This is a genomic window from Bradyrhizobium sp. CCBAU 51745 (assembly GCF_028128715.1).
Lineage (GTDB): Bacteria > Pseudomonadota > Alphaproteobacteria > Rhizobiales > Xanthobacteraceae > Bradyrhizobium > Bradyrhizobium manausense.
On the sequence record NZ_LBJP01000003.1, the window covers coordinates 463,876 to 479,199 of the forward strand.

The following is a 15,324-nucleotide window of genomic DNA, read 5'->3' on the forward strand; positions in this document are numbered from 1 at the left end:
GCATGCCAAGACAGGAAATCATTCGCAAAGCCAAGCAGGACAAGCGCGCCGGCAAATCGGCCAGCACGCAGGCCGGCGAATTCGTCAAGGACGAGATCGACAAGATCAGGAAAGGCAAGCACGGCGCACGCTCGACGAAGCAAGCCATTGCCATCGGCCTGTCCGAGGCGCGCCGCGCCGGGGTCGATCTGCCGCCGCCGCGCAAAGGCGCAAAGAAGTCGACGCGCAGAAGCGCAAAATATGCCTATGAGGTCGGTCAGGGCAAACGCACGCCGAAGCGCCGGCCGAAAGTGTCGCGCGCCGTCGAGAGGGTCCTGAAGAAGGAGCCACGCTCGACCGCATCGCGGAGCGCTCTGTCGAAGCAGGGCAAGAGCGCAGCAAACCGGCGGTCCGCTGCGTCCCGCTCGGCGGCTGCGCGCAAAGCGAGCCGAACCAAGGGCGCCAAGGTCCGCTCCGCCGCCGCAAAGAAGGCGGCGCGCACCAGGGCGCGCCGCCGCAGTTGATCCGGCTCAGGAGCCCGGCGTCCATTTCCAGACGATGTCGGAGACGTTGACCGGCTTCGGGATCAGACCGAGCTTTGTGAACCGGTCTGCGACCGCCTGCTGGGTTGCGATCACCTCGGCATCCAGCGGCACGACGCGGAAGTTGGAGCGATCCACGAAGCGCCTGATGGCCTCGATATCGACGCCGGTCGCATCCGCCTGGGCCCTGGCGACCTCCTCGTGGTGCTGGTTGGCCCAGGCGCCTTCGGCGGCAAAGGTGGTGTTGAGCTTCGCGACGAGCGACGGATACTTTTCCACGAAATCGGTATTCGCGATGTAGAAGGCGTTCGGCTTGTGCACGTCCTTGTCGAAAGCGATGACGCGCGCGTTCTCCTTCAATTCGGCGAGCGCCAGATACGGATCCCAGATCGACCAGGCATCGACCGAGCCCTTGACGAAGGCCGCCGTCGCATCGGCCGGCGCGAGCGGCGCGGGCGTGATGTCGGACCAGGACAGGCCGGCCTTTTCGAGCGCGGCGACCAGCAGATTATGCGCGCTCGATCCCTTGCCGAAGGCGACGCGCTTGCCCCTGAGATCGGCCAGCGTCTTGATGGCCGAGTCTTTCGGCACGATGATCGCCTGGGTGTTGCCTTCCGATTTCACCGCAGCGACGTAGCGGATCCTGGCGCCGCCGGCCTGCGCGAAGATCGGCGGCGCATCGCCGACATAACCGAAATCGACGCTGCCGACATTGATGGCTTCCAGCAGCGGTGGACCGAACTGGAAGTCGATCCACTTGATCTCGATGCCGAGCGGCTTGAAGGCGTTCTCCAGCGTCTGGCGCTGGCGTACGGCGGGGAAGAAACCGCCCTTCTGCGTGCCGATGCGGATTTCGGCCGGCTTGTCCTCGGCGCGCACGGGCGAACCCGCCGCACCTGCCAGCAACAGAGCGCCGGCGATGATGTGTCGTCGCGTGATCATTTGCAAAGTCCTTTCGGTCTGCTGGTGCTCAGATTGTGACAAGGTGCCGACGCTCCGCGAACACGGCGCGTGCGGCGCGTTCGGCGTCCCGGGCCGACCGGAACTGGCGGCCCTCGAGGCTGTCGAACAGGCGTTCTGAGGAGAAGAAGCGGAAACCGCGCTCGTCGCTGGCGATGATGCCGGCGGTGCGGTCGTGAACTTCGATGATATAGGCTTTGGGCATGGCTGCTCGTTCGCCGAACGGATCGGCGTTCCTGTCAGGAGATTGCGATCGGGATTTTGGCTCGGCGATCAGCAGCAACAACAGGCGCCGGTCGCGGCCGAGACGCAGCGACGCATCATGCGCTTGCGCATGTCGCTTCTCACTCGCTGGTCATTCGATGTCATCCGGCAACCTTCGGCTCGACGATGCAGTTTAGATGTTTCGAATATCGAGGGATTGACCCGATCGGTCAATGAAATGGCTATCCATATTTGCCGCGGTCGCGTGCGCGCGCTTCTCTGCGCACAAGCCGCCGCAGCCGAAATCATCTCGCGATGATGTCAACACGCAGGGGGTCCATAGCGTGGTACCGTTGCCCAGAGGGGCCGCAGAGAAACGCGGGAGGACGACACGGCGGGGCGGCCACGCCATCGTGGTCAATCTGAAGGCACCCTCTTGCAAGCTCGGAGATTGCCGTAGGGTGGGCAAAGCGAAGCGTGCCCACCTTCTATTGCGATGTCGAACGGGTGGTGGGCACGGCGCAAGTGCGCCTTTGCCCACCCTACGATTCCGAATTCGTGGAGAGAGCTCACCACATCGTCGCGGCGGCGCGCTCCGGCCAGAGGCGGTCATACTCCGCGCCGCCGACCTTGTTCTCGCTCATCTCGGCAAGGATCTGCCCAGGCGTCGGCAAGGTCTTCGGGTCGACGCGCTTGTCGGGATTCCAGAGGTCGGCGCGGACGATGGCGCGGGCGCATTGGAAATAGATCTCGTCCACATGCATCACCATGACGCTGCGCGGCGCCTTGCCTTCAACCTTGAACGAAGAGAGCAGCTCCGGATCAACAGAGAGATGCGCGCGGCCGTTGGCACGGACCGCGTTGCCGGAGCCGGGGATCAGGAACATCAGCGACACGCGGGGGTCACGCACGATGTTGCGCAAGGAATCGATCCGGTTGTTGCCGCGGCGATCCGGCAGCATCAGCGTCTTGGGATCGTGGATACGAACGAAGCCGGGAAGATCGCCGCGCGGTGAGCAGTCGATGCCTTCGGGGCCGATGGTGGCGAGCGCCGCGAACGGCGCCTTCTCAATGAAGAGGCGGTAGAGCGGGGTGACGTGGTCGGCGACTTTCACGGTCGAGGCGTCGTTGGTGGCGCCGTAGATGGCCTCTAACTCCTCGACCGTCTTGATCACCGTCATTCCATTTTCTCCCGTTCTGCCCGCTATTCGCGCCAGCCTTCATCCCTGATCACGCGCACGAGCTGGCGGCTGTGATCATCGGCACTGCCGGCGTTGAAGATTGTAACATCAGCCTGCGCCGCCGTGTCATCGACGTTGCGCGCGAGCCGGTCGGCGATGTTGCCGTCGCTGTTCCGCGCCCGCGCGGCAAGTCGCTGCGCCAGCAGGTCCGGCGGCGCCGTGATCGCGACCACGATGACATTGGCATAGGCCTGGCGCAAGGCTGATATCACGGTGCGCGAGACATTGACGACGACAGCACGCCCGGCGCGGATGTCGTCGTTGATCTCCAGCGGCAGTGCATAGGAATGCCCGTGCGCGTCCCAATGCACGGCGAAATCGCCGTGCTCGCGCGCGCGGGCGAATTCGTCCGGGCTCATTGCGATATTGTCCTCGTCGGCCGAGGCGGCACGCGTCACGACACGCCGCGGGAAGACGATATCGTGATCATCGGCGCAGGCTGCCTGCGCCAGCCGCAACAGCGTGTCCTTGCCGGCGCCGCTTGGCCCGACCACGAGCACGAGGCGGCCGGGGCCAATCGCCGCCGCCTTGCCCTGCGCCGTGGCCGTGGTCTCGCTCATGCGACGCGGCCCCCTTCGCGCCAGACGCTGCGCACCACGGGAACGCTGCCGGCGACATGGACGCGGATCAGATCGGCCCGCTTGCCGATTGCGATCTCGCCGCGGTCGGTGAGGCCGACCGCATCAGCCGGCGCCTTGGTCACGGTGCGCACCGCCGCCGGCAGGCTGATCGACGGCGCATGCTCGGGCAATTGCAGCGCGCCCATCAAGAGGCTGGACGGGATGTAGTCGGACGACAGGATATCGAGCAGGCCTTCGCGGGCAAGGTCGATCGCGGCGATGTTGCCGGAATGCGAGCCGCCGCGCACCACGTTGGGCGCGCCCATCAGGATGTCGATGCCGGCCTGGTGCAGGCCGCGCGCGGCCTCGATCGTGGTCGGGAATTCCGCAACCGCGACGCCGTCACGCACGGCGTCGGCGACGTTTTCCTCGGTGGTGTCGTCATGGCTCGCCAGCGGAATCCTGTACCGATGCGCCAGCGCCACGATCTCGCGCATGTTGGCCGCGGCGTATTTCTTCTGATAATCGAAGCGCCTTGCGAACAGCTCGTCGAGCTCGGCGTCGGTCATGCCGCCGCCCTTGCCGCGATAATAGTCGCGCAGCTTCACTTCATCGCGGAACTGGCGCTGGCCGGGGGTATGGTCCATCAGCGACATCAGCTTGACGTCGGGCCGGTCGATCAGCTCCTTGGCTTCCTCGACCACGCTCGGCATCGGGATTTCGCAGCGCAGATGCAGGAAGTGGTCGGCGCGCAACAGATGCGAATCGCGCGCGGTCGTGATGGCCGCAGCGAGCACGCCGGCGCGGCCATCGACCTCCTCGGCGCCGTCCTCGCGCCAGACACGGAGCGAGTCGAACACGGTGGTGATGCCTGAGGTCGCAAGCTGGCCGTCATAGGAGATCACGGCCGCGACGGGATTCCAGAATACCTTTGGGCGCGGCACGTAATGCGCTTCGAGATGATCGGTGTGCAGCTCGATCAGGCCGGGCATGATCAGATCGCCGCCGGCATCCTCCGCACCCGCGGGCGCCCTGCCCTCACCGATCCCGGAGATGCGTCCGTCGGCAAGCGCAAGCCAGCCCTGTTCGATCACCCGGTCCGCCAGCACGATCCTGGCGTTGGCAATCACTGTGTCCTTCGGCTTCATTTCCATGTCCTTCAGGCCGCGGCGGCAAAGCTGGTGACGTCGACGATGCGGTCGGCAATCAAATGCCTGACTTCGTCGTCATGGACAATGGCGACCATGGCGACGCCCTGGCGCTTCTTCTCGGCCACCAGCGCGACCACCACAGTGCGGTTGGCAGCGTCGAGCGAAGCTGTCGGCTCGTCCAGCAGCAGGATCGGCAGGTCCGAGATGAAGCCGCGCGCGATGTTGACGCGCTGCTGCTCGCCGCCGGAGAAAGTCGCGGGCGGCAGCTGCCAGAGCCTTTCAGGAATGTTGAGGCGATGCAGCAGCTCACCGGCGCGCGCTTGCGCATCGGCGCGAGTCACGCCGCCTGCGATCAGCGGCTCGGCGACGACATCGATAGTGGCCACACGCGGCACCGCGCGCAGGAACTGGCTGACATAGCCGATGGTGGCGCGGCGGACGTTGAGCACTTGCCGTGGCTCAGCGGTGGCGAGATCGATCACCTCGCCGCGATGGCGGATGCCGATGCGGCCGGAATCGCAGCGGTAATTGCCGAAGATCATCTTCAGGATCGAGGATTTTCCGGCGCCTGACGGGCCGGACAGCACGACACACTCGCCCGGCTGGACCTGAAAGGTCACGCCGCGCACGACAGGCAGCTCGATGCCGCCTTGCAGGTGCATCGTAAAGGTCTTGCCGGCATCGGCGATGTCGATCATGGCGGTCATTGCAGAGCTCATGGCGGCAGAATCGAGGAGACAAGGAGCTGGGTATAGGGCTCACGCGGATCGTCGAGCACCTGGTCGGTGAGACCTGTCTCGATGACGCGGCCGCCCTTCATCACCATCACGCGATGCGAGAGGAGACGCGCCACCGCGAGATCGTGGGTGACGATGACGACCGCGAGATGCAACTCGGCGACGAGATTGCGCAGGAGATCGAGCAGGCGCGCTTGCACGGAGACATCGAGGCCGCCGGTCGGCTCATCCATGAACACCAGCCGCGGCCCGGTGACGAGATTGCGCGCGATCTGGAGGCGCTGGCGCATGCCGCCGGAATAGGTCCGCGGCGCATCGTCGATGCGGGCGACGTCGATCTCGACACGGGTGAGCCAGTCGGAGGCACTCTCGCGAATCCGGCCGTAGTGATTCCAGCCCACGGCCATCAAGCGCTCGCCGACATTGGCGCCGGCCGAGACCGCCATGCGCAGGCCCTGCGCGGGGTCCTGATGCACAAAGCCCCAATCGGTGCGAAACAAGAGGCGACGCTCGGCCTCGCCGAGCGAGGCGAGATCGCGGGTGACGCCGTCGCGCATCCGATAGAATACCTGCCCGTCGCTCGCTGCGAGCTGGCCCGACAGCATTTGCAGCAATGTCGACTTGCCGGAGCCGGATTCGCCGACGATCGCCAACACCTCGCCCGGATAGAGCGCGAACGACACGTCACGGCAGGCGGCGATGCGGCCGTAGGACTTGCTGAGGGAGTTTGCGATCAGCAACGGCTGATCGGCTTCCTGAATATCCTGATCAGCCATTGGATGCCTCCGGCGCCTTGTCCTTGTAGGGCGCAGCGCTCAGGGCACCGTGATGGCCGGCGGCCTGACGGCCCTCGCAATAGTCGGTGTCGGAGCAGACGAACATGCGGCTGCCCTTGTCATCGGTGACGATCTCGTCGAGATAAGAGTCTTCGGCGCCGCACAGCGCGCAGGGCGCGTTGAAACGATACGGCTCGAACGGGTGATCCTCGAAATCGAGCGACACCACCTGAGTGTAAGGCGGGATCGCGTAGATGCGCTTCTCGCGGCCGGCGCCGAACAATTGCAAGGCCGGGCAATTGTCCATCTTCGGATTGTCGAATTTCGGCGTCGGCGACGGGTCCATCACGTAGCGCGCGTTCACCTTGACCGGATAGGCGTAGGCAGTCGCGATGTGACCGAAGCGGGCGATGTCCTCATAAAGCTTCACATGCATCAGGCCATATTCGGCGAGTGCGTGCATGCGGCGGGTCTCGGTCTCGCGCGGCTCGAGGAAGCGCAGCGGCTCAGGAATCGGCACCTGATAGACCAGCACCTGCTTTTCGTGCAGCGCGGTCTCCGGGATGCGGTGACGGGTCTGGATCACGGTGGCATCAAGGGTCGACGTCGTGATGGCGACGCCCGCGGTCCTGGCGAAGAATTTGCGGATCGAGATCGCGTTGGTGGTGTCGTCCGAGCCCTGGTCGATCACCTTCAGCACGTCCTCCGGCCCCAGGATCGCGGCGGTCACCTGCACGCCGCCGGTGCCCCAGCCATAGGGCATCGGCATCTCGCGGCTGGCGAACGGCACCTGATAACCGGGAATCGCGATCGCCTTCAGGATGGCGCGGCGAATCATCCGCTTGGTTTGCTCGTCCAGATAAGCGAAGTTGTAGGCGGGCGCGTTCATTCCGCGGCCTCCTTCATGGCATCGGCCGTATTGGCCTCGGCGGAAGCTGCGGCAAATTCCTTGCGCAGCTTGCGCAAGAGGCCAAGCTCGGACTGGAAGTCGACGTAATGCGGCAGCTTCAGATGCTCGACGAATCCGGTCGCCTGCACGTTGTCCGAATGCGACAACACGAATTCTTCATCTTGCGCCGGGGCGAGGGCCTCTTCTCCGAGCTCGCGGGCACGCAGCGCCCGATCGACAAGCGCCATCGACATCGTCTTGCGCTCGCTCTGGCCGAAGGCGAGGCCATAGCCGCGGGTGAAACACGGCGCTTCGGCTGCCGAGCCCTTGAACTGGTTGACCATCTGACATTCGGTCAGTTCGATCGAACCAAGCGGCACGGCGAAGCCGACGTCTTCGGCTGTGAATTCGACCTCGACCTCGCCGAAGCGGATCTCGCCGGCGAAGGGGTGGTTGCGGCCGTAACCGCGTTGGGTGGAGTAGCCCATCGCCAGCAAGAAGCCTTCGTCGCCGCGCGCGAGATTCTGCAGGCGCAGGTCGCGGTCCGCCGGAAAGTTCAGCGGCTCCCGCGTGAGATCGCCGACGCTGGCGCCATCTTCGGCCTGTGGCGAGGATTCGATCAGCCCGTCGCGGCCGAGAATGTCGGTCACGCGCGGCGTCGGCGCCGTTGAGGCTTCGGCCACGGCCGGCGCTTCCGGCACAAAACCCTGGGCGAGCGAGGGATCGAGCAGGCGATGCGTGTAGTCGAAGGTCGGCCCGAGGATCTGGCCGCCGGGAATGTCCTTGAAGGTCGAGGACACCCGCCGCTGCACCCGCATCGCGCCAGTGTCGACCGGCTCGCTGGCGCCGAAGCGCGGCAGGGTGGCGCGGAAGGCCCGGACCAGGAAGATCGCCTCGATCAGATCGCCGCGCGCCTGCTTGATCGCGAGAGCCGCGAGTTCGCGGTCATAGAGCGAGCCCTCGCTCATGACGCGATCGACGGCGAGGCCAAGCTGCTCGGAGATCTGGTCGAGCGAGATTTCCGCGACGTTTTGATCGCCGCGCCTGGCATTGGCGAGCAGGCGATGGGCGTTCTCGATGGCGCGTTCGCCGCCTTTGACTGCGACATACATGCCCCTAGCCTCCCTTGCTCGCGACGCGCGTGGTGCGCGGGATCGCGACCACGGCATCATCGGCGACCAGCACCAAATCGATGCCGCGCGGAAACAGCGTCTCGTTGAAGCGCAGCTGCTCGAACAGGTCGAAGGGCTTGAACGACGCCTCAAGCGTCGCGACGCAGTCGATGCCGGGACCGCGGAGCTCGAAGTTTTGTCCTGCGTCCAGGCTCTCGACCTGAATGATCACGGTGGTCGAACGATCCGGGTATTCGTTGGTGCCGAGCGCGAACCGCGCAAGATTGGGCAGCAACACGCCGTCGCTGATCAGCGCGAAGGCTGCGATCGACGAATCCTGCACCACCGGCGCACCGGTGTGAAACTTGAGCCATTTCAGGACGTCGGTGCTCTCGGCCATGCGCGCATCGAGCCATAGCGGCGTGTCGTGATCGAACAGCGTCAGCGCAATCGCGGCGGTGCCGCGCATCATCGTATCGGGCGTTCCCGCAATCGGCACGATGCGCTGGACCGTGCCGGGCCGTGCCATTGCGTCCATGACCGAGCGAAAGGTCGATTGCGCCGACAACACCTTGTCGGCGAATCCCGGCGGCAGTTCCGCAATCGTTGTCATGGCCTCACCCTTCACCGCGCACCATGGTATAGAAATCAACCTTGGTCGCAGCGGTCTCTTCGGCCTGCTGCTTGCGTCTGACCATAAGCTGCTCACGCAACGGAGCGATTACGTCGCGCTCGACGGCGGCGCCGAAATCGCGCGACTGCACCAGCGCGTCGCACAGCGCGATCAACCGCGCCTTCTCACTGTTGCGCCCGAGTGTGTAGCCGAAGCCGACCTCGCCGCTGGCAAGCCGCACCGCAGCGCGCGACACGGTCGCCTCACCGAGATTGAACGGCGCGCCATCGCCGCCGACTCGGCCGCGCAGCATCACCAGGCCGTTCTCCGGTTCGCGCAAATCCTGATGGCCGGGCAATGGAATCGTGCGGAGGCAAGCGGCGATCTCGCCCGCCTCCGCGTGCGCCAGCACGGCCATGGCGGCCTTGCGCTGGGCTTGCTGGGTATTGTGCTGGGTCACCGAATCCACCGGCCTTCCACCAAACTTGCCGAATTGAAGTTGTCTATGATAATAGACAACTTCATACGGAAACGCCATGACTGTTTCGTGACAAGCGTGTGATTTTAGGGCTAGGCTGATCGCCGAGATGAGCATGCAGGACACCGCTTCCTCGGGCGTCGCGCTGTGGCGCCTCGTTGCCGACGGCATCGAGCGCGGCATCGCCGACGGCCGCTTTGCCGCCGGCGACAAATTGCCGGGCGAGATGGAGATCGCCGAAACCTATCGCGTCAACCGCCACACCGTGCGGCGCGCGCTCGCAGCCCTTGCCGAACGCGGCATCGTGCGCGCCGAGCGCGGCAGCGGAACCTATGTCGAGGCGCAGAAGCTGGCTTATCCCTTGCGCTCGCGCACGCGCTTCTCGGAGATCGTCGGCGCCGAGGGCCGCGAGCCGCATGGCCGGCTGATCGAGGCGTCAGAGGATGCCGCAACGCGCGAGCTTGCACGGGAATTGGGCGTGAAGACCGGCGCGCCGCTGGTGCGGATCGAAGCCATCCGCCTCGCCGACCGCACGCCGATCTGCGTCTCCACCACCTGGCTGTCGGCGGAGCGATTTCCGGGCGCCGGCACGGTGTTCTCAGCCACGCGCTCGATGACGAAGATGCTCGAGCACTACGGGATCCGCGACTACCGCCGCGGCGCCACCAGGATCACCGCCGGCATCGTCGATGCGACCGATGCCGCGCGGCTCGATCTGCCGCTGGGACGGCCGATCCTGGTGGTCGACGCGACCGACCTCGATCTCGAGGGCAAGCCGCTGGTGACGAAGCATTCGCGCTTTGCCGCAGAGCGGGTGGAGTTTTTGGTGGAGCCGTAGGGGGAGCTCGCTCTCTCCAGGAAAACGGAGCGTAGGGTGGGCAAAGGCGCTCTTGCGCCGTGCCCACGTCTTTCTCGATCGCTAGAGATGGTGGGCACGCTTTGCTTTGCCCACCCTAAAGCAGCGGTGCTCAGGCCACCGCCCGCTTACCAATGATCGCAAAGCGCAGCTTGCCCGAGATGAAATCGATTCCCGCGACGGCGACCAGGATCATCAGGATCAGGAACGACACCTTCTGCCATTCCAGCACGCGGATCTGCTCGGCGAGCTGGAGGCCGATGCCGCCGGCGCCGACGATGCCGATGATGGTGGCCGAGCGCGTGTTCGATTCGATGAAATACAGCACCTGGCCGGCGATGACGGGCAGCACCTGCGGCATCAGGCCGAAGCGGATCTCGTGCAGCGCGCCGCCGCCGGAGGCGCGGATGCCCTCGACCTGCTTCTGATCGGCGCCTTCGATCGCCTCCGAGAACAGCTTTCCGAACGCACCGAAATCCGCCACGGCAATCGCGAGAACGCCGGCGAACGGGCCGAGCCCGACCACGTTGATCCACACCAGCGCCCAGATCAGCGTATCGACGCCGCGGATCGAATCCAGGAACCGCCGCACCGGGAAACGGACGATGTTAGGGACGATATTGCGGGCCGCAAGCAGGCTGACGGGCAGCGCCAGCAAGGCGGCCAGCGTGGTGCCGAGCAGCGCGATCGACAGCGTCTCGCCCAGCGCTTTGAGATAGAGCGGGAGCGACGATCCGGGATCGGGCGGCATCATCATCATGCTGATCCAGCCGAGCTGGCTTAGGCCCGAGATGAAACGCGCCGGCGAGAAATCGAGATCGACCAGGCCGAACACGAAGATCGCAAGAGCCGCGATGAGCATCGCCGGCGTCGCCAGGCGTGCCGATACCGGACGGTCGAAGACGTCAGGGTAGCGCGCGCGGAGCTTCTCGGTGTTGACGTCCTGCGGCTTATTCAATTCCGCGCCTCCTTGCCAAACAGGCGGCCGCGCACCCAGCCGGTGGTGATGTCGATCAGGAACACCGTGACGATGATGGTCACGAGGATGGCGCTGACGTCGGAGTAGTAGAATTTTCGGATCGCGACGATCAGCTCCTGCCCGATGCCGCCGGCGCCGACAAAGCCCATCACCGAGGCCTCGCGCACATTGATCTCGAAACGCAGCAGCGCGTAGCTGGCGTAACCCGCCGAGACCTGCGGCAGGATCGCAAAGCGCATGCACGACACCCAGCTCGCGCCGGTGGAGCGGATGCCCTCGACCGGCTTCATGTCGGCGTTCTCGACCATCTCGGAAAACTGCTTGCCGAGCGCGCCGGTGGAATGAATCGCGATCGCGAGCACGCCCGCGACCGGACCGAGGCCGAAGGCCATGACGAAGATCAGCGCGAACACGATGCCTGGCACCGTGCGCGCGAACTCAAGCAGGCGCCGGACGGTGAAGCGCAGCCAGGGCGCGGGCGAGGTGTTCTCGGCGGAGAAGAAATTGAGCAGGAAGGCAAGAACGGCGCCGATCAGCGTGCCGACATAGGAGATCAGCAGCGTCTCGCCGAGCAGCTTCAGCCATTTGTGCAGGCCCCAGAACCACTCGCCGAGATCGGTCCAGACCCGCTGGCCGCTGTCGAGAGTGAGGATGCGATTGAAGTAGCTGACGAAGTTGCCGAAATAAGTGAAGAAGGTGCGCAAATTCACCTCGGCGCCGATCGAGGCCACGATCAGCGCGGCGACGAACAACGTGAAGCCCGCCAGCAGGCGCAGGCGCTTGCGTGCGACTGCCTCGCGATAGGCGGCGTTGAGGGCGGCGAGCTGCTGCTCGGGAAGGATCGAAACCGCAACCGTCATCGAAGGCACAGATCCATCACAAACAGATCCATCAAGAAAAGAGCCGGGTCCATCGACCCGGCTCGAGTAGCCTCGTCCCGACGAGCTCAGGACGCCTTCTTACGCAGATTATCGACAAACCTGATCAGATCGATGGTCTTGTTGTAATCGTCGTTGGCGATCGGCTCCCACGGCTTGTTCTTGCCGTCGGAGAGCTTCTTGAACGCCTCGGGATCCTTCTGTGCCGCGTCGAGGAAGGCCTTCTTGATGGCGGCCTTCATGTCCTCAGGCAGGTCGCTCAGATAGGCGTAGGGCGAGTTGATGATGAGGTCGGACTTCACGACGATGCGGAAGTCCTCCTTCTTCATCGGCGTGCCGTCGGCCGACTTCACCATGCCCTTGTTGAGCATGCGGGTCAGGTTGGAATCGTCGTCCGCGTTCCACCAGTTGGCAGCGACGTCGACGGTTCCTTGCGCGAGAGCGAGAACGGCATTCTCGTGGCTGCCGGTGAAGACGACCTTGGAGAAGTAGGCGTCGGGATCGATGCCGAGCGCGTTCAGCTTGAAGCGCGGCATGTTGTTGCCGGAAGTTGAATTCGGATCAACAAGCCCGAGATTCTTGCCCTTGAGGTCCTCGATCTTCTGGTACGGCGATTTCGCCAGCACGTAGAACACCGAGTAATAACCCTTCGAGCCGTCGGAGTTGACGTCGATGACGAACGCGTCGGTCTTGACGCCGGTAAGCCGGGCACGCGCGAACGAGGCCGGGCCGTAATAGCCGATGTGGATGTTGCCGGCGCGCTGGCCCTCGATGAGGGCGGCGTAGTCGTTGGCGACGCGCAGCGTCACCTTGACGCCGAGCTCCTTGGACAGATAGCTGATGAAGGGAGCGTAACGCTCGGTCACGCCCGAACCGTTCTCGGCCGGAATCGCGGCGAAGGTGATCTCCGGATATTTCGCCCTCCAGTCTTCGGCGGAAGCGGATCCGGCAAAGGCCAGCGCGGCGGCGCCGGCAAGAACTAATCTGCGAGTGATCATGATGCCCTCTTCATCTGATAGGAGCGGTTGACGCAAAAACTGGTCATGACGGATGCGACGCGGCTCAGGCCGCCGCAGCCGTTCCGAGTGCCGGGACCCCCTCGGGCACCGGCGCAGGCGTGCCGCCCATGACATCGGCGGCTTCGAGATCGTAGAGCTCACGCGCGACAAGGTCGGTCAGCGCGGACGGCGCGCCGTCGAACACCACTCGGCCCGCCGCCATGCCGATCAGGCGATCGCAATAGCTGCGCGCCAGATCGAGCGAATGCAGGTTGCAGAGCACGGTGATGCCGAAATGCTTGTTGATGCGCAGCAGCGCATCCATGACGATCTTGGTGTTGCGCGGATCGAGCGAGGCGATCGGCTCGTCGGCGAGGATGATGTCGGGCTGCTGCACCAGCGCCCGTGCGATCGCCACGCGCTGCTGCTGGCCGCCGGAGAGCTGATCGGCGCGCTGCGCCGCGAGCGCGGCGATGTCGAACTGTTCCAGTGCCGACATCGCCAGCGCCTTGTCCTGCTCGGGCCATACTTGCGACAGCGAGCGCCAGGCCGGCATGGTGGCAAGACGGCCCATCAGTACGTTGGTCAGCACGTCGAGCCGGCCGACCAGGTTGAACTGCTGGAAGATCATCGCCGACCGCGCCCGCCACTGCCGCAGCTCCTTGCCGCGCAGCGCGGTGACGTCGAGGCCGTCGAACAGGATGCGGCCCTGCGTCGGCGTCACCAGACGATTGATGGCGCGCAGCAGGGTCGACTTGCCGGCGCCGGAGCGTCCGATCACGCCGACGAAGCCGCCGGGGGAGATTTGAAACGAAGCCTCGTCCACCGCGGCTTTTGCGCCAAAGCGGCACGTCAGACCTTCAACCACCAGCATGCAGGGCTCCAGAGTAGCTGGAGCCCACCGCTATCCCCGGCGGTTGACACTTGTATGACACGTGCGATGCGGCGTGGCGATCCTACACACTTCATCCCCTGTCATCATATCGTCATGACACCGTCATTGTGCCGCTCGAAGAGACGCGACATTGGCCAGGCTGGCATGGTGGGACCGGGATCACGACAAATTGCGTGCGGCGCTGCCCGATTTCCGCACGCTCGCGATTGAAGATTTCCTGTCGGCATACGAAGCAGGGACAAGTCTTCCTTCCAGCAAACGAAGTGCGGTCGCGTGACAGACATTTTCATCGAGGGCGGCCGGACCCTGATTGGCTCCGAGCTCGCCGAAACTTCCCTCTCCGTATCCGGAACCGACATTGCGCAGATCGATGCGGCACGCGGTCGCGCGCGGCTGGCGATCGATGCGCGTAATTTGCTGGTGCTGCCCGGCATCGTCGACCTGCATGGCGATGCCTTCGAGCGGCAGATGATGCCGCGCGCCGGCGTCGATCTTCCGATAGACGTCGCGCTTGATGACACCGACCGCCAGGTCATCAGCAACGGCATCACCACGGTGTTCCACGCCACCACCTGGTCATGGGAGCCGGGCCTGCGCAGCGGCGACAATGCCAGGCGCCTGCTCGAGGCGATCGAGCGGCAGCGTCCGCACTTTGCTGCCGACACCCGTTTTCACCTGCGCCACGAGACCTATAATCTCGATGCCGAGGACGAGATCGGCCAGTGGCTGGCCGAGGGCCGCGTCGACCTGTTCGCCTTCAACGACCATATGGACGGGGTCGTTGCCGACATCTCGAATCCGCGCAAGCGCAACCGCATGGTGGAGCGCACCGGCCTTTCAGCTGAGGATTTCGACAAGCTCGTCGCGCATATCGTCTCGCGCGCGGCCGATGTTCCGGCCTCGATCGCCCGGATCGCAGCAGCGGCGCGCATGGCCGAGGTGCGGATGCTGTCGCATGACGATGCGACGCCGGCGATGCGCCGGAATTTTCGCGCCATGGGCGTGAGGCTCGCCGAATTTCCGATCAATGAGGAGACGGCGCGCGAGGCAGCCGATCATGGCGATGCCATCGTCTACGGCGCACCGAACGTCGTGCGCGGCGGCAGCCACACCGGCTGGACCAAAGCCTCCGACATGATCGCGAAGGGGCTCTGCACGGTGCTGGCTTCCGACTATTACTATCCGGCGCCGCTGCTCGCCGCATTCCGCCTCGCCGCCGACGGCGTGCTGCCGCTGACCGAGGCCTGGAAGCTGATCTCGTCGGCGCCCGCAGACGCCGCTGGCCTCACTGATCGCGGCACGCTGGCGGCGGGCCGTCGCGCCGACATCCTGCTCGTCGACGACAGCATGCCGCTGCGGCCGCGGCTGGTCGCGGTGATCGCCGCCGGCAAGCTCGTCCATCTCACCGATGCGACGCGTCTGGCTGGCATCGCGGCGACACCGCGCGAGACTATCGTTGCAGCATAAATTAGTTAT

The 15,324-nt window shown here is 65.0% G+C and carries 18 protein-coding genes and 1 pseudogene; 4 read left to right on the forward strand and 15 right to left on the reverse strand.

Going from position 1 to position 15,324, the window contains the following annotated elements:
- Nucleotides 1-2 precede the first annotated feature (2 nt).
- Nucleotides 3-503, forward strand: a complete 501-nt coding sequence (locus XH98_RS04930; RefSeq protein ID WP_271617950.1) for a DUF6496 domain-containing protein — start codon at nt 3-5, stop codon at nt 501-503.
- 6 nt (nt 504-509) lie between these two features.
- Here XH98_RS04930 and XH98_RS04935 read toward each other — a convergent pair whose 3' ends face one another.
- From XH98_RS04935 to phnG, 11 genes are all read right to left on the reverse strand, one after another.
- Nucleotides 510-1,463: an aliphatic sulfonate ABC transporter substrate-binding protein gene (locus XH98_RS04935; protein WP_271617951.1), complete on the reverse strand. Its 954-nt coding sequence runs from the start codon at nt 1,461-1,463 to the stop codon at nt 510-512.
- 28 nt (nt 1,464-1,491) lie between these two features.
- A complete protein-coding gene (locus tag XH98_RS04940) occupies nt 1,492-1,686 on the reverse strand; it encodes a hypothetical protein (RefSeq protein WP_271603957.1) in 195 nt (64 codons plus the stop codon).
- A 568-nt stretch (nt 1,687-2,254) separates the two neighbouring features.
- Nucleotides 2,255-2,866, reverse strand: a complete 612-nt coding sequence (locus XH98_RS04945; protein ID WP_271617952.1) for a pyridoxamine 5'-phosphate oxidase family protein — start codon at nt 2,864-2,866, stop codon at nt 2,255-2,257.
- Nucleotides 2,867-2,889: 23 nt separating this feature from the next.
- Nucleotides 2,890-3,486, reverse strand: a complete 597-nt coding sequence (gene phnN, locus XH98_RS04950) for a phosphonate metabolism protein/1,5-bisphosphokinase (PRPP-forming) PhnN (RefSeq protein ID WP_271603613.1) — start codon at nt 3,484-3,486, stop codon at nt 2,890-2,892.
- A complete protein-coding gene (locus XH98_RS04955) occupies nt 3,483-4,640 on the reverse strand; it encodes an alpha-D-ribose 1-methylphosphonate 5-triphosphate diphosphatase (RefSeq protein ID WP_271617953.1) in 1,158 nt (385 codons plus the stop codon). The genes phnN and XH98_RS04955 overlap by 4 nt, the downstream gene beginning before the upstream one ends.
- A gap of 5 nt (nt 4,641-4,645) precedes the next feature.
- Nucleotides 4,646-5,344, reverse strand: a complete 699-nt coding sequence (gene phnL / locus XH98_RS04960) for a phosphonate C-P lyase system protein PhnL (protein ID WP_271617954.1) — start codon at nt 5,342-5,344, stop codon at nt 4,646-4,648.
- A gap of 8 nt (nt 5,345-5,352) precedes the next feature.
- Nucleotides 5,353-6,150, reverse strand: a complete 798-nt coding sequence (gene phnK / locus XH98_RS04965) for a phosphonate C-P lyase system protein PhnK (protein WP_271603610.1) — start codon at nt 6,148-6,150, stop codon at nt 5,353-5,355.
- Nucleotides 6,143-7,039 carry an alpha-D-ribose 1-methylphosphonate 5-phosphate C-P-lyase PhnJ gene (locus XH98_RS04970; RefSeq protein ID WP_271617955.1) on the reverse strand — a complete coding sequence of 299 codons (897 nt, stop codon included), beginning with the start codon at nt 7,037-7,039 and terminating at the stop codon, nt 6,143-6,145. Before XH98_RS04970 ends, phnK begins: the two co-directional genes overlap by 8 nt.
- Entirely contained in the window at nt 7,036-8,151 is a 1,116-nt protein-coding gene (locus tag XH98_RS04975) for a carbon-phosphorus lyase complex subunit PhnI (protein ID WP_271617956.1), read from the reverse strand. Before XH98_RS04975 ends, XH98_RS04970 begins: the two co-directional genes overlap by 4 nt.
- A gap of 4 nt (nt 8,152-8,155) precedes the next feature.
- Entirely contained in the window at nt 8,156-8,764 is a 609-nt protein-coding gene (gene phnH, locus XH98_RS04980) for a phosphonate C-P lyase system protein PhnH (protein WP_271617957.1), read from the reverse strand.
- A gap of 4 nt (nt 8,765-8,768) precedes the next feature.
- Entirely contained in the window at nt 8,769-9,233 is a 465-nt protein-coding gene (gene phnG / locus XH98_RS04985; RefSeq protein WP_271617988.1) for a phosphonate C-P lyase system protein PhnG, read from the reverse strand.
- Between the two features lie 118 nt (nt 9,234-9,351).
- On the opposite strand from phnG, the gene phnF reads away from it, so the two are divergent.
- A complete protein-coding gene (gene phnF, locus XH98_RS04990) occupies nt 9,352-10,080 on the forward strand; it encodes a phosphonate metabolism transcriptional regulator PhnF (protein ID WP_271603605.1) in 729 nt (242 codons plus the stop codon).
- Between the two features lie 130 nt (nt 10,081-10,210).
- Here phnF and phnE (XH98_RS04995) read toward each other — a convergent pair whose 3' ends face one another.
- The 4 genes from phnE (XH98_RS04995) to phnC form a co-directional block, all read right to left on the reverse strand.
- Nucleotides 10,211-11,056: a phosphonate ABC transporter, permease protein PhnE gene (gene phnE, locus XH98_RS04995; RefSeq protein WP_271617958.1), complete on the reverse strand. Its 846-nt coding sequence runs from the start codon at nt 11,054-11,056 to the stop codon at nt 10,211-10,213.
- A complete protein-coding gene (phnE, locus tag XH98_RS05000) occupies nt 11,053-11,937 on the reverse strand; it encodes a phosphonate ABC transporter, permease protein PhnE (protein ID WP_271617959.1) in 885 nt (294 codons plus the stop codon). The genes phnE (XH98_RS04995) and phnE (XH98_RS05000) overlap by 4 nt, the downstream gene beginning before the upstream one ends.
- 86 nt (nt 11,938-12,023) lie before the next feature.
- Complete coding sequence (gene phnD, locus XH98_RS05005) at nt 12,024-12,953, reverse strand: phosphonate ABC transporter substrate-binding protein (RefSeq protein WP_271617960.1); 930 nt, start codon at nt 12,951-12,953, stop codon at nt 12,024-12,026.
- A 64-nt stretch (nt 12,954-13,017) separates the two neighbouring features.
- Entirely contained in the window at nt 13,018-13,827 is an 810-nt protein-coding gene (phnC, locus tag XH98_RS05010; RefSeq protein ID WP_271617961.1) for a phosphonate ABC transporter ATP-binding protein, read from the reverse strand.
- A gap of 151 nt (nt 13,828-13,978) precedes the next feature.
- Here phnC and XH98_RS05015 point away from each other — a divergent pair.
- Nucleotides 13,979-14,125: pseudogene (locus XH98_RS05015) on the forward strand (chloramphenicol acetyltransferase); the annotation flags it as partial.
- Nucleotides 14,122-15,315, forward strand: coding sequence for an alpha-D-ribose 1-methylphosphonate 5-triphosphate diphosphatase (locus tag XH98_RS05020; protein WP_271617962.1), 1,194 nt, complete (start codon nt 14,122-14,124; stop codon nt 15,313-15,315). The pseudogene XH98_RS05015 and the gene XH98_RS05020, both read left to right, overlap by 4 nt.
- Nucleotides 15,316-15,324 lie beyond the last annotated feature (9 nt).